Below are 22,911 nucleotides of genomic sequence, written 5' to 3' on the forward strand. Positions count from 1 at the left end.
TTCTATTCCTCACGAAGTGACGGCTATCGGTTGGGCAGTAGCAGCCAACAGACGCTTGATTTCCGGTACGCAGGAGCCGCATTGAGTGCCGCAGCCCAGTTCTTGTTTCAAGCCGTTGAGATCCAGCCCGCGGCGGATGCCGGCGCAGACCGCGGTTTGGCTGACGTTTTTGCAGTTGCACAGGGTTTTGTTGGCGGACGGGTCGCTGGTCGCGCTACCTGGCGGGGTGCTCAGTGGGGCCAGCAGCCAGCGGCGCAATTGTTCGTCGGCCGTGCCCTCTAACCACAGGCTTTGCAGCCAATGGCGGGCGAGGGTTTCACCGGCCAGACGGATGGCAGTGATGCGTCCGCTTTCGATCCGCACTCGCTTGCCAATGGAGCGTCGTGGGTCGTCATAGGCCAGTACTGGTCCTTCGTTAAGCCCCAGCTGTTGGTCAATGTCCTTGAGCAACTGCGGATCAGGTGCCTCGGCGCTGGCAGCGCGTATCAGCAGCGCCGGACGCTCGCGGCCGGTCAGGCTCAGGCTGACGTAGGTAAAGCCCTCACAGAGCGGTCGCAGGGCCTCGAAATGCTCCTGCACGTTGCCTTCGATCAAGGCAAACAGCTGCCAGGGCAACTGCACCGGTTCGATGCGCACGCCACTGTGTTTGAGTTCCGGTTGTTTCGACAGCGGGTCGAATGCCGGTTGGGTGATGGTGTTGATGCCACCCTTGAGGAAACGATCGCCCCAGTGCATCGGCAGGAAGGCTTGGCCAGGGCGGACGCTGTCATCGCTACCCACCGCAACGATCACGTTGCCGCGACGGCTTTTCAGGCTGACCAGATCGCCGGATTGCAGGCGATGCCGGCGCAATTCGTCGGGGTGCAGGCTCAATACCGCTTCGTTGACGTGGCCGAACAATTGCGCGGCGGTGCCGGTGCGGCTCATGCCGTGCCATTGGTCGCGCAGGCGACCGGTGATCAGGGTCAGCGGGAAGCGGGCATCGCGCTGTTCCTTGGCGGCGCGGTAGGGCTCGGCAATAAACCGAGCCCGGCCGCTGGCGGTCGGAAAAATCCCGTCGACGTACAGACGAGGCGTTCCCTCAAGCGCGCCGCCGGGGAAGGGCCATTGCTGCGGACCGAGCTGGTCGAGCAGGGTGTGGCTGATGCCGGACAGGTCGAGGTCACGGTCGCGGGTCAGCGCTTTGTATTCGTCGAAGACCTGTGCCGGATCGTTGAACGCAAACAGGCTGGGTTGGCCCGGGCGCAGACGTTGTTCCAGGCGTTGAGCGAAATCCACGGTGATGGCCCAGTCCGCCCGTGCTTCGCCGGGTGCGGTTATGGCGCGGCGAACGTGGGAAATACGCCGCTCCGAATTGGTCACCGTGCCTTCCTTCTCGCCCCAACTGGCGGCGGGCAGCAGCAGGTCGGCGAACGGCGCGGTTTCAGTGGTACGGAAGGCTTCCTGCAGCACCACGAACGGGCACGCCTGCAACGCCTCGCGCACCGCATTCTGATCCGGCAGGGATTGTGCCGGGTTGGTACAGGCGATCCACAGGGCTTTGATCTTGCCGTTGCGCACCTGTTCGAACAGCTCGATGGCGGTCAGCCCAGGGTTTTCCGGCAGCTGCTCGACACCCCAGTAGCTGGCGACTTCCGCCCGGTGCTCAGGGTTCGCGGCTTCGCGGTGGCCGGGCAGCAGGTTCGACAGGCTGCCGGTTTCGCGACCGCCCATGGCATTGGGCTGACCGGTCAGAGAGAAAGGTCCGGCGCCCGGCTTGCCAATTTGCCCGGTGGCCAGGTGCAGGTTGATCAGCGCGCTGTTTTTTGCGCTGCCGGCGGTGGACTGGTTGAGCCCCATGCACCACAGCGACAGGAAACTGGGCGAGGTGCCGATCCACTCGGCGCATTCCTGCAGTTGCCCGGTGCTGATCCCGCACAGTTGCGCGACCATCTGCGGGGTGTAATCACGAACCAGATTTTTCAGTTCAGCCAGGCCTTCGGTGTGGGCCTTGATAAAGTCACGGTCGATCCAGTCTTCCCACAGCAGCAGATGCAAAATCCCATGGAACAGCGCGACATCGGTCCCGGGCAGAATCGCCAGGTGCAGGTCCGCCAGCTCGCAGGTGTCGGTGCGCCGCGGGTCGATGACGATGACTTTCATCTGTGGCCGGCGGCTTTTAGCTTCTTCCAGGCGACGAAACAGCACTGGGTGGGCGTAGGCCATGTTACTGCCGACGATCATCACGCAATCGCTCAGTTCCAGGTCTTCATAACTGCACGGCGGGGCGTCGGCACCGAGGCTGCGTTTGTAGCCGACCACTGCCGAGGACATGCACAGCCGTGAATTGCTGTCGATGTTGTTGGTGCCGACCAGTGCTCGGGCTAGCTTGTTGAAGGCGTAGTAGTCCTCGGTCAGCAGTTGCCCGGAAATGTAGAACGCCACGCTGTCCGGGCCGTGCTCGCTGATGGTCTCGGCAAATACATTGACCGCGTGATCCAGGGCGGTATCCCAATCGGTGCGACTGCGGGCCAGGCCTTTGCCGAGCCGCAGTTCCGGGTACAGCGCCCGTGTCGCGAGGTCGCCGGTCAGGTGCAGGCTCGCGCCTTTGCTGCACAGCTTGCCGAAGTTGGCCGGGTGCGTCGGGTCGCCGCTGACGCCGAGAATCTGCTCGCCATCATGCTCGATCAACACACCGCAGCCGACCCCGCAGTAACAGCAGGTCGAGGCGGTCGTCTGGCGGTTCATCAGACTGCATCCCGTAGTGCCAGCATGACCCGGCCATTCTCAACCCGGGCCTGATGATGGTGAGCGCAACCAATGTCCGGGGCCTGGGCTTCGCCGGATTCGAGATCGATCTGCCAATTGTGCAGCGGGCAGGCGACCCGCTTGCCGTAGATCAGGCCTTGAGAGAGCGGGCCGCCCTTGTGCGGGCAGCGGTCATCCAGCGCGAAAACCTCGTCATCACTTGTGCGAAAGATCGCTATATCGCCTTTCGGGCCGCGAATGACCCGCGAGCCGAGGGCATTGATTTCTTCCAGGGCGCAGATATCCAGCCAGTTCATGCCAGCACCTCCAGCTGTTTCACCACGATGGTGTCGAACTCTTTTTTCAGCAGCGGCTGTTCCAGACGCTCCTTCCACGGGTCCTGTTCGAACGACAGGGAAAATTGCAGGCGCTCATTGAGGGCCTTGCGCCGTACCGGATCTTCCAGCACGGCTTTCTTGATGTGCTCCATGCCGACCCGTTGCAGGTAGTGCACGGTACGTTCCAGGTAGAAGGCTTCTTCGCGATACAGTTGCAGGAAGGCGCCGTTGTACTCGCGCACTTCTTCGGCGGTTTTCAGCTTGACGAAGAACTCCGCTACCTCGGTCTTGATCCCGCCGTTGCCGCCGATGTACATCTCCCAGCCGGAGTCCACGCCGATGATGCCGACGTCCTTGATCCCGGCTTCCGAGCAGTTGCGCGGGCAACCGGAGACGGCCAGCTTGACCTTGTGCGGCGACCACATGTTGAACAGGTCATGTTCCAGCTCGATCCCCAATTGGGTGGAGTTCTGCGTGCCGAAGCGGCAGAACTCGCTGCCGACGCAGGTCTTCACGGTGCGAATGGATTTGCCATAGGCGTGGCCGGATGGCATGTCGAGGTCTTTCCAGACACCCGGCAAATCGTCCTTCTTGATCCCCAGCAAGTCGATGCGCTGGCCGCCGGTGACCTTGACCATCGGTACGTTGTACTTGTCGGCCACGTCGGCAATGCGCCGCAGTTCGGAGGGATTGGTCACACCACCCCACATCCGCGGGACTACAGAATAAGTGCCGTCTTTCTGGATGTTGGCGTGGGCCCGCTCGTTGATCAGGCGCGACTGCGGGTCATCCTTGGCTTCGCCCGGCCAGGTGGAAATCAGGTAATAGTTCAGCGCCGGACGGCAGGTCGCGCAGCCGTTCGGGGTGCGCCAGTTCAGGTAGCTCATGGTCCCGGCAATCGTCAGCAGGTGCTGGTCGCGGATCGCCTGGCGGATCTGCCCGTGGTTGAGGTCGCTGCAACCGCAGATGGCTTTTTCACTTTTCGGTTTGACGTCCGCCGCGCCGCCGACGGTGTTGATCAGGATCTGCTCCACCAGGCCGGCGCAGGAACCGCAGGAACTGGCGGCCTTGGTGTGCTTCTTGACGTCGTCGACGCTGAACAGGCCGTGTTCCTGAATCGCCTTGACGATGGTGCCTTTGCACACGCCGTTGCAGCCGCAGACTTCAGCTGTGTCGGCCATGCTCATGGCTTTGTCCTGGCCTTGGTGGCCGACGTCACCGAGGGCGTTTTCGCCGAACATCAGGTGGTCGCGGATTTCGCCGATGCCGTGGTTCTCGCGGATCTGCCGGAAGTACCAGCCGCCGTCGGCGGTGTCGCCGTACAGGCAGGCACCGACCAGCACGTCATCCTTGATCACCAGCTTCTTGTAGACCCCACCGATGGGATCGGAAAGGGTGATGGTTTCGGTGCCTTCGCCACCCATGAAGTCGCCGGCGGAGAACAGGTCGATACCGGTGACTTTCAATTTGGTCGAAGTCACCGAGCCCTTGTAAGTAGCGAAGCCCAGTTGCGCGAGGTGGTTGGCGCAGACCTTGGCCTGTTCGAACAGTGGCGCGACCAGACCGTAGGCGATACCGCGATGGCTGGCGCATTCGCCGATTGCATAGATGCGCGGGTCGTAGGTTTGCAGGGTGTCATTGACCAGGATCCCGCGGTTGCAGGGAATACCGGATTTTTCCGCGAGTTCGGTGTTCGGGCGGATGCCGGCGGCCATCACCACCAGGTCAGCGGGGATGACATCGCCATTCTTGAATTGCACCGAGCCGACCCGACCGTTGCCAGCGTCGTGCAAGGCCTGGGTCTGTTCGCACAGGCGAAAGTTCAGGCCGCGGCCTTCCAGGGCGCTTTGCAGCAGTTCGCCGCTGGTTTTGTCCAGTTGCCGCTCCAGCAGCCATTCGCCGATGTGCACCACGGTCACGTGCATGCCGCGCAGCATCAGGCCGTTGGCGGCTTCCAGACCGAGCAGTCCGCCACCGATGACCACTGCGTGCTTGTGGGTCTTGGCGGTGTCGATCATCGCCTGGGTGTCGGCGATGTCGCGGTAGCCGATTACGCCCTGCAAGGTATTGCCTGGAATCGGCAGAATGAAGGGTGTCGAGCCGGTGGCGATCAACAGGCGGTCGTATTCGGCCTCGCTGCCGTCTTCGGCGATCACTCGGCGTTTGACCCGGTCGATCTCGACCACTTTGCGGTTGAGCAGCAGCTTGATGTTGTTTTCCAGGTACCAGCTCAGGTCGTTGAGCACGATCTCTTCGAAGGTCTGCTCACCGGCCAGTACCGGCGACAGCAGGATGCGGTTGTAGTTGGTATGGGGTTCGGCGCCGAAGACCGTGATGTCGTACAGCTCGTTACTCAGCTTGAGCAGCTCTTCCAGGGTGCGAACCCCGGCCATGCCGTTGCCGATCATCACCAGTTTGAGTTTTTTCATAAGGATCTCCGGTGAGCTCAGGCCTGCCTTATCAGGGCGGTCAGGCTGGCTCGACAAATTCTGCGCAAACAAAAAAAGGCATCCCGCTAGTTGACTAGCGAGGACGCCTTTGTCCTGATCCCGTTCTCTCGGGAAGCGCACCCTTCGTCGTTGAAGGCTGGGCTTTATGTCTGTTGCAGAAGGTAATGCAGTGGTTGTGCCAAGTTTGGCGAAGGGGCGGTTTTATTGGGGTTTTAGGTTGAAAGATTTGTCCGGAAGGGATTTTTTGCACCAATTCAATGCGTGTTGCCCGCATTTGGCGCGATGCAAATCCCGTAGCAGCTGCCGAAGGCTGCGTCCGGCCGCGAAGCGGTCGTAAAAAGGCCATGCCGCATTTTTGGCAAAAGATTGAGTCGCCTGGATTACGACCGCTCCGCGGCCGGACGCAGGCTTCGCCAGCTGCTACGGAAAGCGCGTGCTCAACCGTGGAATAGCAAAAAAAGCAGCACCAGATTGATCAACAACGACACCAGCGCCAACGTCCGCCAAACCTTCAGCGGCTCTCGCTCCAGCAGCGGCCTGGGCCGCACACTCAAACTGCGGCGTTCGCCCTGTTCCAGCAGCAGCAACCATTCCTCGGCAGTTTCAAAGCGTTGCGCCGGATCGGCGGCAACCGAACGTTCCAGGCTTTGCGCCAGCCAGTCCGGCAGGTCCGGTCGATAGCGACTGGCGCTGACGGGCAGGCCGAAACGCGGCCGTTGAAAGGCTTCGATTTCTCCATAGGGATAATGGCCAGTGAGCAGGAAATACAGGGTCACGCCCACCGCATACAGATCCTGTTGCGCCGTTGGCGCATCACCGTTGAAGGCTTCCGGAGCAATGTAGCTCGGAGTTCCCGGCAGCAAATGCGCCTGGTCTTCCGAAAGTCCGGGGCAATACGCCAGACCGAAATCCAGCAAGCGCAATTCCCCGTCGTCACTCAACAACAGGTTTTCCGGTTTGATATCGCGGTGCAGGATCTGCCGTCGATGCAGCATGCCCACCGCCCGCAGCAGCCGTTCAGCCAGTTCCTGCCATTGCGCCAGGGGCAGCGGACCGCTTTGTGCGAATAACTCGGCCAGGGTCGAGCCCGGGTATTGGCGCATCACGTAGTACAGATGCTGACGCTGACTGGCGGCATGCACTTCGGGGAAATGTCGGCCGGCGACTCGCCGCAGAAACCATTCCTCCGACAACAGGCCTTGCCCGGCCTGGGTGTCGTCATGCAGGTGCGCGGGCAGAGTCTTCAGTAGCCAGAGTTGCTGCTGGGCATCACGAACGCGGTAGAGCAGGGACTGCTGGCTCTGGCCGAGCAACGTCTCGACCTGCCAGCCTTCGAACCACTGGCCGGGCTTGAGCGTCGGTGGCAACGGCCATTGCTGCAAATGGATCAACGCATCGCCGATGGTTGCCTCGCCGAGGGCGTCGACCCGGACCAGCAAGGCGCTGGCATTGTCCTGGCTGCCCGCCAGGTGCGCGGCATTGACTAGCGTCTGCGCGGCGCTGTCGAGATCGGGCTGATCGCGCAGGATCGCGCTGATCGCCGTGTCGCCGAGCACCGCCCAGATGCCGTCGCTGAGCATGACGAAGCTCTCGCCTAAACGCAGTTCACTGTCGAGAAAGTCCAGCACCAGGTGCTGATCCAGGCCCAGTGCGCGCTTGAGCACATGCTGCATGCCCGGTTGTTCCCAGACATGATCCTCGGTGATGCGCTGCAACGTTCCCTCGCACCAGCGATAGACCCGACAATCGCCGACATGCGCCAGGGTGAAGCGCTGCCCCCGTAGCACCAGTGCGCTGACGGTGGTCAGCAAGGGCAGTCCGCCACCGTTGGCCTGCAGCCAGCGATTCTGTGCCAGCAACAACCGGTCCAGGGCCTGTGCCACCCCCCAGGTTTCCGGCGTGGAGTAGTAGTCCAGAGCCAGTGCCTGCAAGGTCGAACGAGCGGCGAGGCCGCCGTCGGCACACTGGCTGACGCCGTCAGCGATGGCGAACAGATAACCCTTGCTGGCAGCCAGCGCCGGGGTTGGCGTGACCAGGCGCAGGGCGTCCTGGTTTTCCTCCCGCGGACCGATGGCGCTGGCTTGGGCAAAGCTCAGTTGCAGGCTCATTGAGTACTCAGACCCGAGCAGCGGTCACAGCTGCCGAACCCCAGGTGGTTCTCCAGCGACGCTTGACGCCGTGCAGGCCGAACCAGGCCAGTACGCCGAGGCTGGCGAACAACCAGAGGGCCAGCTGATAGCTGCCGGTGCTTTGTTTGATTGCACCCATACCGGCCGCCAGAGCGAAGCCGCCGATGCCGCCAGCCATGCCGATCAGGCCGGTCATCACGCCGATCTCCCGACGGAAACGCTGCGGTACCAACTGGAAGACCGCGCCATTACCGGCACCCAGACCCAGCATGGTGCAGACGAACAGGGCGAGAGCGGCGTAGGAACTCGGCAGGTTGAAGCCCACCGCGGTAATGCAGATCGCCGCGATGGTGTACATGCCGAGCAAGGTGCGGATGCCACCAAAGCGATCGGCCAGGGCGCCACCCAGCGGACGCATCAGGCTGCCACCGAAGACGCAGGCGGCGGTGTAGTAGCCAGCGGTCACCGGGCTCAGGCCATATTGGTCGTTGAAGTAGCCAGGCAGGGAGCTGGCCAGGCCGATAAAGCCGCCGAAGGTCACGCTGTAGAAGAACATGAACCACCAGCTGTCTCGGTCGCCCAACGCCTTGAAGTAGTCAGACATGGACTTGGCTTTTGGTCGCTCTGGAGCGTTTTTCGCCAGCCAGGCAAAGACGATCAGGGTCAGGATCAGCGGGATCAGCGCGAAACCGAATACATTGCTCCAGCCAAATGCGGCGGCCATCACCGGGGCGATCAGCGCGGCGAGGACCGTGCCGGAGTTACCCGCACCGGCAATGCCCATGGCCTTGCCTTGATGCTGCGGTGGATACCATTGCGAGGCCAGGGGCAGGGCGACCGCGAACGAAGCGCCAGCCACGCCGAGAAACAGCCCGAGCACCAAGGCTTGCTCGTAGCTGTGAATGCCCAGCTTCCAGGCGCCGAACAGCGCGCAGATGACGATCACCTGGCCGATCAGTCCAGCGGTTTTGGGGGACAGGCGATCAGCCAGCAAGCCCATAAAAAAGCGCAGGATGGCACCGGCCAGAATCGGCGTGGCCACTACCATGCCGCGTTGCTGGGTGGTCAGTTGCAGGTCCGTGGCGATCTGCACCGCCAAAGGGCCGAGCAAGTACCAGACCATAAAGCTCAGGTCGAAATAGAGGAAGGCCGCGAACAATGTCGGGGTATTGCCGGATTTCCAGAAGCTTGAATTCATCGCGCACCTCAGCTGTAAAGAGTCTCGAAAGGAGTCATGAGCTTTCATGTGGAGTGCCCTAAAGGCCGCACCACCGGCCCCGTGCTATGGGGCCAAAAACGAAAAAAACGCCGCAACCCGATTCGCTGCGTGGGCGAGTAGGATGTGCGACGTCTTTGTCGTAGGTGGGGCAACCGCCGTTGGTTACCTGTATGGATTGATTTGCAAGAGCCGCGCCAGAGTTTGATTTTTTGGGTGTGGACCGAAAAGATCGCAGCCTGCGGCAGCTCCTACGGGATCTCGGACACCCGCAATTTTGGGGTGGACCGGATCGGCGTAGGAGCTGCCGCAGGCTGCGATCTTTAACGGTTTTCCGGACGCTGCATTACTTCAGCCCAACAACTCACTCATGGCAATTATTTGCTCGGCCACCTGTATCAGCTTCTGCTGGCGGCTCATGGCCTGGCGGCGCATCAGGGTGTAGGCCTCTTCTTCCTTGCAGTCCTTCATCTTCATCAGCAAGCCCTTGGCCAACTCGATGCGCTTGCGCTCGGCCAGTTGCTGGTCGCGGGCCTGGAGTTGCGCGCGCAAGGCCTGGTCGCTTTCAAAGCGAGCCATGGCCACGTCGAGGATCGGTTGCAGACGCGCGGCGAGGATGCCTTCGACGATGTAGGCGCTGACTCCGGACTTGATGGCCTGACGCATCACATCCGGGTCATGTTCGTCGGTAAACATGACGATCGGTCGTGGCTGGTCGCGGCTGACCAGTACCACTTGCTCCATCACATCGCGGCTCGGTGACTCGGTATCGATCAAAATCACATCCGGACGCACCGTTTCGACGCGTGCCGGCAAGTCGATGGTCAGGCCTGACTCGTCGATCACTTCAAACCCGGCCTCAGTCAGGGCCGCTTTGAGTCGGCCGACTTTTTTCGCTGTGTCGTTGATCAGCAGGATACGCAACATATTCGCAGTCTCCTGTCAGCGGCTGGCGAGAAGGGCGGAGGAGTCGGTCATGGCGTGCAATTTGAAGCTGCGGGCATAACCGACCGGATCGGAACCGTCCCAGATCTTGCCGTCGATCAATTGGCTGCTGCGCATTGTTTCGCCAGAGTGGTCGACGCCCACCGTGCTCGCCGCCTCGCGGTACAGCTCGAGTTGCTGGACCTGGCGGGCGACGCCGAGGTAGTCCGGGTCGTCGCGCAGCAAGCCCCAGCGGCGGAATTGGGTCATGAACCACATGCCGTCGGACAGGTAGGGCAGGTTGACCTCGCCCGCGCCATGGAAGCGCAGGGCATGGGGGTCTTGCCAGCGATTGCCGAGGCCGTCGGCATAGTCGCCGAGCAGTCGCGGCTGGATGCAGTCCAGGGGCGCATCCAGGTACTCGCGGGCGCTCAGCAGTTGCGCGGTGCTTTGACGGTTCTCGGCGCTCTGTTCGATAAAGCGACTGGCTTCGAGGATCGCCATGACCAGCGCACGGGCGGCATTGGGGTACTGCTCGACAAATGCACGGGTGCAGCCCAGGACCTTTTCCGGATGATCGGGCCAGATGGTTTGAGTGGTGGCAATGGTGAAGCCCAGATCCTGGCGCACTGCACTGGCACTCCAGGGCTCGCCGACACAAAAGCCGTCGATGCGCCCGGCTTGCAGGTGCGCGATCATTTGCGGCGGCGGCACCACCACGCTGTCGACATCCCGCAGCGGATGGATGCCCTGGCTGGCCAGCCAGTAATAGAGCCACATGGCGTGGGTGCCGGTGGGAAAGGTCTGGGCGAAGGTCAGCTTTGCACGACTTTGGTGCACGTGTTGATCCAGCGCTTCAGGACCGGTCACCCCGCGGGTTTGCAGACCGTGGGACAGGTTGATGCTTTGGCCGTTCTGGTTCAGGCCCATAAGCACCGCCATATCGGTAGCAGCGACGCCGCCGATGCCCAGGTGCACGGCGTAGATCAAGCCATAAAGACTGTGGGCTGCATCCAGTTCCCCGCTGACCAGTTTGTCCCGCAGGTTGGCCCAGGAGGATTGGCGCTTGAGATTCAGGGTCAGGCCGTAGGGCTGGGCGAAGCCCTGGGTGGCCGCGACCACTACCGAGGCGCAATCGCTCAGGGCCATGAAACCGAGGTTGATCGCGCTCTTTTCCGGAGCATCGCTGCCATTGACCCAGGCCAGGGGGCCTGCTGGAAATTCGTTCATCAGGTGTGCACCTTCCATAAAAAAGCGTCGTACCCAGATCCCTTGCCCAAGCAAAGCCGGATGACGACGCCGTTGTCCTTGACTCATCCCGCCGTTGGCATGAGTGCTGATGCAATCTTTGGTGCAAGGCATATGCCATTAACCGCAGATTTCATCGAGCGCCTCGCTTGCAGCCCCGTTGCCCGGCTATAATCGCCGGCTCATTTCGCCGCCAACCGAGTCAAACCCGCCCATGTACACCCTGGCCCGTCAGCTGTTGTTCAAACTTTCCCCGGAAACCTCCCACGATCTGTCCCTGGACTTGATCGGCGCGGGTGGGCGTTTGGGCCTCAATGGCTTGCTGTGCAAAGCGCCAGCGCGGATGCCAGTGAACGTCATGGGCCTGGATTTCCCCAACCCGGTGGGTCTGGCGGCAGGCCTGGACAAGAACGGCGCGGCCATCGATGGTTTTGCCCAATTGGGTTTCGGCTTCGTCGAGATCGGCACCATCACTCCGCGTGCGCAACCCGGTAATCCGAAACCACGGATTTTCCGCTTGCCGCAAGCCCTGGCGATCATCAACCGCATGGGTTTCAATAACCTCGGCGTCGATCACTTGCTGGCCCGGGTCGCGGCGGCCAAATACAAAGGTATCCTGGGCATCAACATTGGCAAGAACTTCGATACGCCGGTTGAACGCGCAGTGGACGACTACTTGATCTGCCTGGATAAAGTTTACGCCCATGCCAGCTATGTGACAGTCAATGTCAGCTCGCCCAATACCCCGGGGCTGCGCAGCCTGCAGTTCGGCGACTCGCTCAAGCAATTGCTCGAAGCCTTGCGTCAGCGCCAGGAAGATCTGGCCCAGCGCCACGGCAAGCGCGTACCGCTGGCGATCAAAATCGCTCCGGACATGACCGACGAAGAGACCGTGGAGGTGGCGCGAGCCTTGATCGAGACCGGGATGGATGCGGTGATCGCCACCAACACCACCCTGAGCCGCGTTGGCGTCGAAGGCATGGAACATGGCGACGAGGCGGGTGGCCTTTCGGGCGCACCGGTTCGCGACAAGAGTACTCATACGGTCAAGGTACTGGCCGGCGAATTGGCCGGGCGCCTGCCGATCATCGCCGTGGGCGGCATCACCGAAGGCAGGCACGCGGCTGAGAAAATCGCCGCTGGCGCCAGCCTGGTGCAGTTGTATTCGGGGTTTATTTACAAGGGCCCGGCGCTGATTCGCCAGTCGGTGGATGCCATCGCGGCATTGCGCTAAAGGCGAGTGGAGATTTAACTGTAGGAGCTGCCGCAGGCTGCGATCTTTTGATCTTGATTTATGTGTTCACGCACAGAAGGCCGAGAAGCAGGATCAAAAGATCGCAGCCTGCGGCAGCTCCTACAGGGATTGAGTGATGGCAAGTGAGCGCCCATAAAAAAGGGCTCCTCAAGGGAGCCCCTGGGCCGAAGCCCGCCGTCCGGATGGGACGAGCATGGTAAGTCGTTACGTATTCAGATTTTGGTGTCGGAGTGTGTGCCCTGTTTAGCCGACGGCGTGAAGTTCGTTGAGTCTGTGGATTCCCGCAGTGCCGGTCATACCGTCCCAGTTGTCGCCGCGTCCTTCGCGCCAGCCGTTAATCCAGGCTTGGCGTACCGACGGTAGAGTAAATGGGCAAAGCTCACGGGATTTGCCACCAACGCCATATTGATATCCGCGTAAAAATGCTCTTTCCAACGGATCACGCTTAAGTCTTCTCATAGGGTGTTTCCCTCACTTGTTGACTGTGTAATGTCCCGTCGACCTCAATCGAGGTCGGGCAGAAATTCTCTGCCGTTGGCGGCTCGCTGCCGGCGTCGCGAGCCAAGGTGTTGACGTCGTTGCGGCGTCAACCTGTGTTGAGTTCTAACCAATGCGTCACATCGAGGGAATGATCGTTTTGTCATAAGAACGTAACGATAATGATGTTATGGCCATAAGTAAGCAGGTGGCCAATCGCCTGCTGCTTGGCCAAAGCCCACTATGATCAGCCTCCTGCTAGATGATGAGGTTAATCTTGTGGTGAAAATGTCGGCCGCTTGTCGTCGGGTATTATTCGACGAAGGGTCGAGATATGACATTTTGTTGCACCGAATCTTTTATCTGCCCCGGCATCCAAGCTCACCCAACCTTTCGATTGGCTGAGCGGCCGGGGTGGCACGGCACACTTTCGTGCCCCGCGAGCGCTCTTCAAGAAAAGCGCTTGATTGAAAACCGAGCGGGCAATGCGTTGCCCGTTCACTTATTGCTTAAAAGGCCCTGGAATTCCCATGTCGGATCGTTACGAACTCTTCCTCACCTGTCCCAAAGGCCTTGAAGGCCTGCTTATCGAGGAAGCCATCGGGCTTGGCCTTGAGGAAGCACGCGAGCACACTTCGGCTGTGCGCGGCATGGCCGACATGGAGACCGCCTATCGCTTGTGCCTCTGGTCGCGTCTGGCCAACCGGGTATTGCTGGTGCTCAAACGCTTCCCGATGAAGGATGCCGAAGACCTCTACCACGGCGTGCTGGATATCGAATGGCAGGACCATATGCTCAACGACGGGACCCTGGCCGTGGAGTTCAGCGGTCACGGTTCGGGTATCGATAACACCCACTTTGGTGCCTTGAAGGTCAAGGATGCGATTGTCGACAAGCTGCGCACCCCGTCGGGGGAACGTCCATCGATCGACAAACTCAACCCGGACCTGCGCATCCACCTGCGCCTGGACCGTGGCGAAGCCATTCTCTCGCTGGACCTCTCCGGGCACAGCCTGCACCAGCGTGGCTATCGCCTGCAGCAAGGTGCGGCACCGCTGAAGGAAAACCTCGCAGCGGCGATTCTTATCCGTGCCGGCTGGCCGCGGATTGCTGCCGATGGCGGCGCACTGGCTGACCCGATGTGCGGCGTCGGCACCTTCCTGGTGGAAGCGGCAATGATCGCCGCCGATATGGCACCGAACCTGCGCCGCGAGCAGTGGGGTTTCACCGCCTGGCTCGGCCACGTGCCGGCCTTGTGGAAAAAACTCCACGAAGAAGCCAGCGCACGAGCCGCCGCCGGTCTGGCCAAGCCACCGTTGTGGATCCGCGGTTACGAAGCCGACCCTCGGCTGATTCAGCCGGGCCGCAACAACATCGAACGGGCCGGCCTGAGCGAGTGGATCAAGGTCTACCAGGGTGAAGTCGCGACTTTCGAACCGCGTCCGGACCAGAACCAGAAAGGCCTGGTTATCTGCAACCCTCCGTATGGCGAACGTCTGGGTGATGAGGCGAGTTTGCTGTATCTCTACCAGAACCTCGGCGAACGCCTGCGTCAGGCCTGCCTGAACTGGGAAGCCGCGGTGTTTACCGGCGCGCCGGAACTGGGTAAGCGCATGGGTATCCGTAGCCATAAGCAGTATTCGTTCTGGAACGGCGCCTTGCCGTGCAAATTGCTGCTGATCAAGGTCACCCCGGACCAGTTCGTCACCGGCGAGCGTCGCACCCCGGAACAACGCCAGATCGAACGCGAACAGGCCGAGGTCGAAGTCGCAGACAACATCGAAGCACCGGGCAAGTACGAGAAGTACAACAAGAACGGCAACCCGATCAAACCGGCACCGGTGGTGATCGAGCAACCGCGCTTGAGCGAAGGCGGGCAGATGTTCGCCAATCGCCTGCAAAAGAACCTCAAGGCTCTGGGCAAGTGGGTCAAGCGTGAAGGCATCGACTGCTACCGCGTCTACGATGCCGACATGCCGGAATACTCCATGGCCATCGACCTTTATCACGATTGGGTTCACGTCCAGGAATACGCCGCGCCGAAATCCATTGATCCGGAAAAAGCCTCGGCGCGCATGTTCGATGCCCTGGCGGCCATTCCGCAGGCCTTGAACATTGATAAGAGCCGTGTGGTCGTCAAACGTCGCGAGCGTCAAAGCGGCACCAAGCAGTACGAGCGTCAGGCTGCACAGGGCAAGTTCGTCGAGGTCAACGAAGGCGGCGTGAAGCTGCTGGTCAACCTCACCGACTACCTCGACACCGGACTGTTCCTCGATCACCGGCCAATGCGCATGCGCATTCAGAAAGAGGCGGCCGGCAAGCGCTTCCTCAACCTGTATTGCTACACCGCCACCGCCAGTGTTCATGCAGCCAAGGGCGGCGCACGCAGTACCACCAGCGTCGACTTGTCGAAAACCTATCTGGACTGGGCGCGGCGCAACCTGTCGCTCAACGGTTTCTCCGACAAGAACCGTCTGGAGCAGGGCGATGTGATGGCATGGCTGGATACCTGCCGTGACGAGTACGACCTGATCTTCATCGATCCACCGACCTTCTCCAACTCCAAGCGCATGGAAGGGATTTTCGACGTGCAGCGTGATCAGGTGCAATTGATCGATCTGGCCATGGCGCGCCTGGCGCCTGGCGGTGTGTTGTATTTCTCCAACAACTTCCGCAAGTTCCAGCTCGAAGAGAACCTCGGCAGCCGGTATGCGGTCGAGGAAATCACCGCGCAGACGATAGACGCGGATTTTGCCCGCAACAGCAAGATCCACCGTGCCTGGAAAATCACCGCCCGCTAAAAACCGATTGGATCCACAGGGCCTTGATTTTTAAAGGCTCTTGGCTCTTTTGGCGCTGGTCAAGTTAGTGGCAAATGGCTATAACTCAATCAAGGCCCATGTGACGCCCAAGCTCGCTGGCGTTATGAGTTCTGCTTATGTCGTTACACGCCATTCGACCCAGGATTCTGGGTTTTATCAGTGAAGATGTTTCGGCCTGGTATATCGCGCTGCTGGTGCTGTTGGCCGGTGGCGTGCTGACTGGAATGTTGGCTTGGGCGACTATCAAGGACCACCGACAGCAGGTGGTGCAGCGTTTTCAGCTATTGGTCGGCGAGCGCCAGAACCGGTTTGCCGAGCGTTTCGAAGATCAGGAGCAGCGCCTCGATAGCCTGCGCCGGTTCATCGTCAACTCCCAGTCAGTCTCTCGGGAAGAGTTCAATGGCTTCACCCGGCCCTTGTTGCAAAGAACCCAGGCCTATTCCTGGGCGCCCCGGGTTTCCAGGGCCGAACGTGAGGCATTTGAACAACGGGTGCGAGCGCAAGGCCTGGCAGGCTTTTCGATTCGTGACCTGAGTCCGTCGGGCGGGCTGCAGCCTGCCGCCGAGCGCGATGAATACGTCCCTTTGTTGTATAACCAGAAGCTCGGCGAGTGGGGCTCGCCGCTGGGCCTGGACCTGTTGGTCGCACCCGGGCGGGGCGCCACCCTGCAGCGGGCCCGGGACCGTGGTGGCATGGCAGTCTCCCAGCCGCTGCAACTGATCGGGGTCGAGCCTGAATATACTCCTTGTGTGCTGCTGGCCTTGCCGGTTGTCGAGCGGGTTTCGGCGACGGCTGTGCCATCGATTCCGCTGGGGTATGTGCTGGCCGTGATCAGCATGCGCCAGCTGGTGGCTGATGGTTTTCCTGCGCAAAGCCAGGACAATCTGGTGGTGCAGATTCACGATCGCTCAACCGATGGCCAGTCTGAACTGCTCTACGAATCGACCAATTCCGTGGCCAGCCAACCCTTGCAATACACCTCGATATTGCGCCTGGGGGACCGGGTCTACGACCTGAATATGCGCACCAGTGCAGCGTTCGAGCGTGCCAACCATTCGACGATTACCAGTCTGGCGGTGATGGGCGGATTGTTGAGCGTGCTGCTCAGCGTCTTGCTCTATGTCCTGGTCAGCCAGCGCCAGCGAGCCCTGGCGCTGGTCGAGCAGCGTACCCGGGAACTGCGCCTGCGTGAGCAGGAGCTGCGCGAGGCCCATGGACAACTGCGCAGCGTGTTGAATGCGGCGACTCAGGTAGCGATCATCGCCACGGACCTGCGCGGGGTGATCAGTACCTTCAATGCCGGTGCCGAGCTAATGCTTGGCTATCGAAGTGTCGAGGTGCTCGGACATGTGACGCTGGAGAGCCTGCACTTGCCCAAGGAGCTGCAAGTGCGTGCGGCGGAACTGAGCCAGCGTTATGGCAAGCCGATCCCGATGTGCCAGGCGATGCTCGTCGAGGGCGGCGAAGAGGGCGGCCATGAGGCGCGCGAATGGACGCTGGTGCGTCAGGATGGCAGCTACCTGTCAGTCAATATGCTCGCGGCGCCGGTGCTCGATGAGCAGGGGCTGTGGGTCGGGCACCTGGCGATCTGTATTGACGTCACCGAGCGTAAAAGGGTGCACGAAGCACTGGCGGCCCGCGATACCCTGCTGAAAAAGCTCAGTGCCCATGTCCCGGGCGGGATTTACCAGTTCATGATGGCGGCGGATGGCAAGTTCAGCGTGATTTATGCCAGTGACGGCATTCGTGAAATTTACGAGCTGGAGCCGGATCTGCTGCAAAAAAATGCCGAGGCGATCTTCGAGCGAATCCATCCGCAAGATTCGTCCAGAGTCCGTGCTTCGATTCGTGCATCGTCGCAAAAGCTCAGCCCGTGGCGTGAGGAATACCGTGTGCAACTGCCGCAACGCGGATTGCGCTGGGTCCGTGGCGAGGCGACGCCGGAAGAATTGCCGGGTGGCGGGGTGCTCTGGCACGGCTATATCTCGGATATCTCCGATCTGAAGCGGGTCGAGGAGGAGCTGCGGGCGCTTTCGGTCACCGACTCTCTGACCGGGATTTTCAATCGGCGGTATTTCCAGGAACGGTTGAAGACCGAAATGGCCCGGGTCGAGCGCGGAGTCGGGGACATGGCGGTGATCATGCTCGATATCGACCATTTCAAACGCATCAATGACCAGCATGGGCATGCCGTGGGTGACCGGGTGCTGCAAGGCGTCTGTGAACGCATCGGCCAGCGCTTGCGGCGCACCGATGTGTTCTGTCGCCTGGGCGGCGAGGAGTTCATGGTGCTTTGTCCGGACACCGATGGGCAGCAGGCCCATACTCTGGCGCTGGAACTGTGGCAGGGGCTGCGCAGCTCGCCGATCGACGGTGTGGGCGTAGTGACCGCAAGCTTCGGGATTGCCTGCTGGCGGGTATCGGAAGGCGCTGACGCGTTGCTGTTGCGCGCCGATTCGGGTGTGTATGCAGCGAAGCAGGCGGGACGGGATCGGGTTGAGAGGGAGCTGAGGTAGAAGGCTCCCACAATGACCCAAGGAGCGAGCTGCTGGCGAGGGGGCCAATGTGGCGAGGGGGCTTGCCCCCGTTGGGCTGCGAAGCGGCCCAAAAATCAGGCAACCGCGTTACGTCAGGTAAAACCCATCAGCCGATTTACGACCGCTGCGCACTCGAGCGGGGGCAAGCCCCCTCGCCACAAAAGCACCTCACCACATGGCTCTGCAGGTTTACAACGCCGAAGCAGCTTCCGCCAATTTCGGCTGGCGATACAGGTCCAGCAGCACCTGGTCGAGCACCGAGGACGCGCCCCATGGTTTCGGATCGTTGAGGATCGCTACCACTGCCCAGGTATTGCCATTGCTGTCGCGGCTGAAGCCGGCAATGGCGCGCACGGTGTTCAGGGTGCCGGTCTTGATATGCGCCTCACCGGCCATGGCGGTGCGTTTCAAGCGTTTGCGCATGGTGCCGTCCATGCCGGCAATCGGCATCGAACTGACGAACTCCGCCGAGTACGGGCTTCTCCAGGCCGCCTGCAGCATCGCGCCCATTTCCCGGGCACTGACCCGTTCGGCGCGGGACAGCCCGGACCCGTTTTCCATGACCAGATGCGGCGCAGTGATGCCTTTCTTTGCCAGCCACTGGCGCACTACCCGTTGCGCGGCTTTGGCGTCGTCACCGTCGGCAGCGTTGCGAAACTCGGCGCCGAGGCTGAGGAACAGCTGCTGGGCCATGGTGTTGTTACTGTACTTGTTGATGTCGCGGATGATCTCCGCCAGATCCGGCGAGAATGCCCGGGCCAGGACCTTGGCGTCCTTGGGCACTGCGGCCAGACGGTCCTGGCCCTGGATGCTGCCACCCAGTTCCTGCCAGATCGCCCGCACGGCGCCGGCGGTATAGGTCGCGTGATCAAGCAGCGACAGGTAGGTCTGGGAACTGCAACCCTCGCCCAACTGGCCGTTGACCGTCACGCTCACGCCGCCATCGGCCCGGGCCACCGGGTTGTAGCGCACGTTGCCGGTGCACTGCCTGGAGTTGACGGCCTTGACCTGGTTGTCGATGTGAATGGTGGCAATCGGCGGTTCGACGGAAACCAGGACCTTGCCCGAGTCATTGCGCGCGACGAAGCGCAGCGCCTTGAGGTTGACCATCAGCGAATCGGGTTTGACCAGGAAGGGTTTGTTATCGTCATTGCCGTCGTCATTGAACTGCGGCAACTGCGGTTGCACGAAGAAATTGCGGTCCAGCACCAGATCGCCGGTGACTTGCTGCACGCCATTGGCCCGCAGGTCACGCATCAGCAGCCAAAGCTTTTCCATGTTCAGCTTCGGGTCGCCACCGCCCTTGAGGTACAGGTTGCCACGCAGGATGCCGCCACTGAGGACACCGTCGGTGTAGAACTCGGTCTTCCACTGATGGTTGGGCCCAAGCATTTCCAGGGCGGCATAGGTGGTCACCAGCTTCATGGTCGAGGCCGGGTTGACTGACACATCGGCGTTGTAAATCGTTGGGGTGCCCGGGCCGTTGAGCGGAATCATCACCAGTGACAAGGCATCGTTCTGCAATTTGCTGGCTTTAAGGGCTTGTTGAACCTTGGGCGACAGGGCGGTGTTGATCGGAGCGGATTGAACAGGCAGGGCCAGAGGCAGAAGTAGACTGGCAAGCAACAATGGACGCAAAGATTTGATCATCTGTAATAAAACCCTACAGCCGAGGGGAAAAAGACGAGGGCACGTGGACAAATTCCCTCAGTGGTCATGAAAGTGTCGGCATTATGCCCCAAGGTATGGCGACTTGTGCCGTGCCCTGTCGCTCCAATCGGCTATTTTTTTACAGACGGCACAGACCTGACCCTATAGAGGCGGGCAAACGCTTGCTTAAGCTGCTAAAGTGCCGCCCGTTATTACTTATGAGGATTGTTCCATGGCGACTAACCGTTCCCAGCGTCTGCGCAAAAAATTGTGCGTCGATGAATTTCAAGAGCTGGGTTTCGAGCTGAACCTGGATTTCAAAGAAGATTTGGCTGATGAGGCTATTGACACTTTCCTCAACGAGTTCCTGGAAGAAGCAATGGAGGCCAATGGCCTCGGCTACGTTGGCGGCGATGACTACGGTCTGGTTTGCCTGATCAAACGTGGTTCGGTCAGCGAAGAGCAGCGCGCAGCTGTTGAAGCCTGGCTCAAAGGCCGTACCGAGCTGAAAAGCGTTGAAGTCAGCCCGCTGTTGGACGTCTGGTACCCGGAAAAGCCAATCAATCCGGTAGCCTGATGTCATGAACCAGCGGCCCGCCCGGGCCGCTGATTCGATGCTGCCCTGCGCGGCCTGTCGATTTTTCCCTTCTATTATCTGTTCAAGCCTCGGGCGTGTTTCCCGGGATTTTCTGTGGGCGATGTTCGAGAAGATCAAAAGATCGCAGCCTGCGGCAGCTCCTACGGTGCCGGATATGTGCGGGATCCTGTAGGAGTTGCCGCAGGCTGCGATCTTTTCAGCTTTTGCGCCAATTCAGAATCACCAGCGTCAACACCCCCGCAACAATCCCCCAGAACGCCGAACCAATCGAAAACAGCGTCAGCCCCGAAGCGGTGACCATAAAGGTGATCAGCGCGGCTTCGCGTTCCTTTACTTCATACATGGCAATGCTCAGGCCATTGATGATCGAGCCGAACAGGGCCAGCGCGGCAATCGACAGCACCAGTTCCTTGGGCAGCGCAGCGAACAGTGCCGCCAGCGTGGCGCCGAATACCCCGGCAATTGCGTAGAAAATCCCGCACCAGACCGCTGCGGTGTAACGTTTATTGCGATCTTCATGGGCGTGGGGCCCGGTGCAGATCGCGGCACTGATGGCGGCAAGGTTGATGCCGTGGGAACCGAACGGCGCCAGCAACAGCGAGGCGATGCCGGTGGTGGTGATCAGGGGCGAAGCAGGAACGTTGTAACCGTCGGCGCGCAGCACGGCGATGCCGGGCATGTTCTGCGAGGTCATAGCCACCACAAACAGCGGAATGCCGATGCTGATGGTCGCCGCCAGGGAGAAGTGCGGGGTGGTCCAGACCGGCGTGGCCAGTTCCAGGCTGAAGCCGCTGAAGTCCAGCAGCCCCATCATGCCGGAGAGCGCCGTGCCGATCAGCAACGCGCCCAATACCGCATAACGTGGCGACAGGCGTTTGATGACCAGATAAGTAAAGAACATGCCGAGCACCAGCGCCGTGCGGTGTTGCGCGGCGACGAAGATTTCGCTCCCGATCTTGAACAGAATCCCGGCCAGCAGCGCCGCGGCCAGCGAGGCGGGAATCCGTTTGACCAATCGCTCGAAACTGCCGGTCAACCCGCAAATGGTCACCAGCACCGCACAGGTGATATAGGCGCCGATGGCTTCACCATAACTCACACCGCCCAGGCTGGTGATCAACAGCGCCGCACCCGGGGTCGACCAGGCGATGGTGACAGGCGTGCGATAACGCAGGGACAGGCCGATGCTGCACACCGCCATGCCGATCGAGATCGCCCAGATCCACGACGAGATCTGTCCGCTGGTCAGCCCGGCCGCCTGGCCGGCCTGAAACATCAGCACCAGCGAACTGGTGTAGCCGGTCATCATTGCGATGAAACCGGCGACGATGGCCGAAGGTGACGTGTCGGCCAATGGGCGTAACTGCGCTTGCGTGGCGTCGGTCATGGAGCGGTGGTCCTTGTACAAATGAAGATGTCCGCGGTGAACACGGCCCCCCCGTAGGAGCTGCCGCAGGCTGCGATCTTTTGATCTTCGGGGATGTGCAGTGCGCCTGAAAAGATCGCAGCCTGCGGCAGCTCCTACGGGTCGGTGTCCGCCATGGATTCTGTGTGAAGCCTAAACGCAAACATAAGTGAATGTTGCAATACAGCCGCAGCCGTAAATTGCCGTACAGTCGTGTTAGCACACGCAGTTGTGTACAATGTGCCATGTTTTTTCGCGATACTTGCCCGTGAACTGCCGTGTCGTACTACAGTCACGGTAGTTCGCCGCAGTTTTCCCAACTCGAGTGCCCATGAACGATCAGTTGCAGCCCCTCAAGAAACAACCGCGAGCAGGCAAGGCCGGCCGCAGTGGAACCCAGGACGATATTGTCTACGCGCATATCTTAGAGGCCATCCTCGAGCAGCGCCTGGCGCCCGGCACCAAGTTGAGCGAAGAAGCCCTGGGGGAAATTTTCGGGGTCAGCCGCACCATCATTCGCCGCGCCCTGTCGCGTCTGGCCCATGAAGGCGTGGTTTTGTTGCGCCCGAATCGTGGTGCCATTGTGGCCAGTCCGAGCGTTCAGGAGGCCCGCCAGGTGTTTCTTGCGCGGCGTCTGGTCGAGCGCGCAATTACCGAGTTGGCAGTGCAGCATGCGACGGCCGAAGAGTTGAGCCAATTGCGGCAAATGGTCAACGACGAGCGCGACAGTTTCTCCCGTGGCGACCGTGGGGCGGGGATCCGGCTCTCTGGCGAATTCCACCTGAAGCTCGCCGAAGCGGCGAAAAATGCTCCGCTGATCAGCTTTCAGCGCAGCCTGGTGTCCCAGACTTCATTGATCATCGCCCAGTACGAAAGCGGCAACCGTTCGCATTGTTCCTACGATGAACACACCCAGTTGATCGACGCCATCGAGGCGCGCGACGCGACACTTGCGGTGGACCTGATGATGCATCACATGGATCACATCGACAGCAAGCTCAACCTCGACGAAGACAGCGCCTCGGACGATCTGCATGCGGTGTTCTCGCATATATTGCAGACCAAGAAGCCGGGTCGGACAACCGCCAAACTTTGATTTGTTGGGCTCGCCGAAAAGATCGCAGCCTGCGGCAGC

General features: G+C 60.8%; 15 protein-coding genes. 5 read left to right on the forward strand and 10 right to left on the reverse strand.

Translation table 11 applies throughout. From position 1 onward, the window contains the following. Positions 1-9 precede the first annotated feature (9 nt). The 7 genes from F8N21_RS14650 to F8N21_RS14685 form a co-directional block, all read right to left on the reverse strand. Positions 10-2,727: a nitrate reductase gene (locus tag F8N21_RS14650; RefSeq protein WP_150642815.1), complete on the reverse strand. Its 2,718-nt coding sequence runs from the start codon at positions 2,725-2,727 to the stop codon at positions 10-12. Continuing rightward, a complete protein-coding gene (nirD, locus tag F8N21_RS14655) occupies positions 2,727-3,044 on the reverse strand; it encodes a nitrite reductase small subunit NirD (RefSeq protein ID WP_150642816.1) in 318 nt (105 codons plus the stop codon). Before nirD ends, F8N21_RS14650 begins: the two co-directional genes overlap by 1 nt. Next, positions 3,041-5,494, reverse strand: a complete 2,454-nt coding sequence (nirB, locus tag F8N21_RS14660; RefSeq protein WP_150642817.1) for a nitrite reductase large subunit NirB — start codon at positions 5,492-5,494, stop codon at positions 3,041-3,043. The genes nirD and nirB overlap by 4 nt, the downstream gene beginning before the upstream one ends. A gap of 458 nt (positions 5,495-5,952) precedes the next feature. Beyond that, positions 5,953-7,623 carry a bifunctional protein-serine/threonine kinase/phosphatase gene (locus F8N21_RS14665; protein ID WP_150642818.1) on the reverse strand — a complete coding sequence of 557 codons (1,671 nt, stop codon included), beginning with the start codon at positions 7,621-7,623 and terminating at the stop codon, positions 5,953-5,955. 7 nt (positions 7,624-7,630) lie between these two features. Then, the gene (locus F8N21_RS14670; RefSeq protein ID WP_150642819.1) at positions 7,631-8,842 is read right to left on the reverse strand and encodes a nitrate/nitrite transporter; all 1,212 of its coding nucleotides are present in this window, start codon (positions 8,840-8,842) and stop codon (positions 7,631-7,633) included. 369 nt (positions 8,843-9,211) lie between these two features. Then, positions 9,212-9,787 carry an ANTAR domain-containing response regulator gene (locus F8N21_RS14680; protein ID WP_150642820.1) on the reverse strand — a complete coding sequence of 192 codons (576 nt, stop codon included), beginning with the start codon at positions 9,785-9,787 and terminating at the stop codon, positions 9,212-9,214. A 15-nt stretch (positions 9,788-9,802) separates the two neighbouring features. After that, entirely contained in the window at positions 9,803-11,014 is a 1,212-nt protein-coding gene (locus F8N21_RS14685) for a CmpA/NrtA family ABC transporter substrate-binding protein (protein ID WP_150642821.1), read from the reverse strand. Between the two features lie 232 nt (positions 11,015-11,246). On the opposite strand from F8N21_RS14685, the gene F8N21_RS14690 reads away from it, so the two are divergent. Next, positions 11,247-12,266, forward strand: coding sequence for a quinone-dependent dihydroorotate dehydrogenase (locus F8N21_RS14690; RefSeq protein WP_150642822.1), 1,020 nt, complete (start codon positions 11,247-11,249; stop codon positions 12,264-12,266). A 264-nt stretch (positions 12,267-12,530) separates the two neighbouring features. Here the strand turns inward: F8N21_RS14690 and rmf are convergent, their stop codons facing one another. Further along, positions 12,531-12,746, reverse strand: coding sequence for a ribosome modulation factor (gene rmf / locus F8N21_RS14695; RefSeq protein WP_003223300.1), 216 nt, complete (start codon positions 12,744-12,746; stop codon positions 12,531-12,533). 548 nt (positions 12,747-13,294) lie between these two features. On the opposite strand from rmf, the gene rlmKL reads away from it, so the two are divergent. Beyond that, entirely contained in the window at positions 13,295-15,565 is a 2,271-nt protein-coding gene (gene rlmKL, locus F8N21_RS14705) for a bifunctional 23S rRNA (guanine(2069)-N(7))-methyltransferase RlmK/23S rRNA (guanine(2445)-N(2))-methyltransferase RlmL (RefSeq protein WP_150642823.1), read from the forward strand. Positions 15,566-15,702: 137 nt separating this feature from the next. Next, positions 15,703-18,102: a diguanylate cyclase gene (locus F8N21_RS14710; RefSeq protein WP_150642824.1), complete on the forward strand. Its 2,400-nt coding sequence runs from the start codon at positions 15,703-15,705 to the stop codon at positions 18,100-18,102. A gap of 210 nt (positions 18,103-18,312) precedes the next feature. On the opposite strand, the gene dacB is transcribed toward F8N21_RS14710, so the two are convergent. Beyond that, a complete protein-coding gene (gene dacB, locus F8N21_RS14715; protein WP_150642825.1) occupies positions 18,313-19,773 on the reverse strand; it encodes a D-alanyl-D-alanine carboxypeptidase/D-alanyl-D-alanine-endopeptidase in 1,461 nt (486 codons plus the stop codon). A 232-nt stretch (positions 19,774-20,005) separates the two neighbouring features. Here dacB and F8N21_RS14720 point away from each other — a divergent pair, with 232 nt between their 5' ends. Next, positions 20,006-20,350 carry a YggL family protein gene (locus F8N21_RS14720; protein ID WP_150642826.1) on the forward strand — a complete coding sequence of 115 codons (345 nt, stop codon included), beginning with the start codon at positions 20,006-20,008 and terminating at the stop codon, positions 20,348-20,350. 217 nt (positions 20,351-20,567) lie between these two features. Here F8N21_RS14720 and F8N21_RS14725 read toward each other — a convergent pair whose 3' ends face one another. Further along, a complete protein-coding gene (locus F8N21_RS14725; protein WP_150642827.1) occupies positions 20,568-21,758 on the reverse strand; it encodes a benzoate/H(+) symporter BenE family transporter in 1,191 nt (396 codons plus the stop codon). Positions 21,759-22,107: 349 nt separating this feature from the next. Here F8N21_RS14725 and F8N21_RS14730 point away from each other — a divergent pair, with 349 nt between their 5' ends. Beyond that, positions 22,108-22,872 (forward strand): GntR family transcriptional regulator, encoded by a 765-nt coding sequence (locus tag F8N21_RS14730; protein ID WP_150642828.1) that lies wholly within the window; start codon positions 22,108-22,110, stop codon positions 22,870-22,872. Positions 22,873-22,911 lie beyond the last annotated feature (39 nt).

Origin of the sequence: Pseudomonas fluorescens, from assembly GCF_902497895.1 — a bacterium.
GTDB classification, from domain to species: domain Bacteria; phylum Pseudomonadota; class Gammaproteobacteria; order Pseudomonadales; family Pseudomonadaceae; genus Aquipseudomonas; species Aquipseudomonas fluorescens_BP.

Excerpts from the sequence above, each read along its gene's own strand:
- F8N21_RS14680 (WP_150642820.1), bottom strand. The coding sequence starts at position 9,787 with ATGTTGCGTATCCTGCTGATCAACGACACAGCGAAAAAAGTCGGCCGA.
- rmf (WP_003223300.1), bottom strand. The coding sequence starts at position 12,746 with ATGAGAAGACTTAAGCGTGATCCGTTGGAAAGAGCATTTTTACGCGGA.
- F8N21_RS14710 (WP_150642824.1), top strand. The coding sequence starts at position 15,703 with ATGTCGTTACACGCCATTCGACCCAGGATTCTGGGTTTTATCAGTGAA.
- F8N21_RS14665 (WP_150642818.1), bottom strand. The coding sequence starts at position 7,623 with ATGAGCCTGCAACTGAGCTTTGCCCAAGCCAGCGCCATCGGTCCGCGG.
- F8N21_RS14650 (WP_150642815.1), bottom strand. The coding sequence starts at position 2,727 with ATGAACCGCCAGACGACCGCCTCGACCTGCTGTTACTGCGGGGTCGGC.
- F8N21_RS14725 (WP_150642827.1), bottom strand. The coding sequence starts at position 21,758 with ATGACCGACGCCACGCAAGCGCAGTTACGCCCATTGGCCGACACGTCA.
- F8N21_RS14690 (WP_150642822.1), top strand. The coding sequence starts at position 11,247 with ATGTACACCCTGGCCCGTCAGCTGTTGTTCAAACTTTCCCCGGAAACC.
- F8N21_RS14670 (WP_150642819.1), bottom strand. The coding sequence starts at position 8,842 with ATGAATTCAAGCTTCTGGAAATCCGGCAATACCCCGACATTGTTCGCG.
- F8N21_RS14720 (WP_150642826.1), top strand. The coding sequence starts at position 20,006 with ATGGCGACTAACCGTTCCCAGCGTCTGCGCAAAAAATTGTGCGTCGAT.
- F8N21_RS14730 (WP_150642828.1), top strand. The coding sequence starts at position 22,108 with ATGAACGATCAGTTGCAGCCCCTCAAGAAACAACCGCGAGCAGGCAAG.
- rlmKL (WP_150642823.1), top strand. The coding sequence starts at position 13,295 with ATGTCGGATCGTTACGAACTCTTCCTCACCTGTCCCAAAGGCCTTGAA.
- F8N21_RS14685 (WP_150642821.1), bottom strand. The coding sequence starts at position 11,014 with ATGAACGAATTTCCAGCAGGCCCCCTGGCCTGGGTCAATGGCAGCGAT.
- dacB (WP_150642825.1), bottom strand. The coding sequence starts at position 19,773 with ATGATCAAATCTTTGCGTCCATTGTTGCTTGCCAGTCTACTTCTGCCT.
- nirB (WP_150642817.1), bottom strand. The coding sequence starts at position 5,494 with ATGAAAAAACTCAAACTGGTGATGATCGGCAACGGCATGGCCGGGGTT.
- nirD (WP_150642816.1), bottom strand. The coding sequence starts at position 3,044 with ATGAACTGGCTGGATATCTGCGCCCTGGAAGAAATCAATGCCCTCGGC.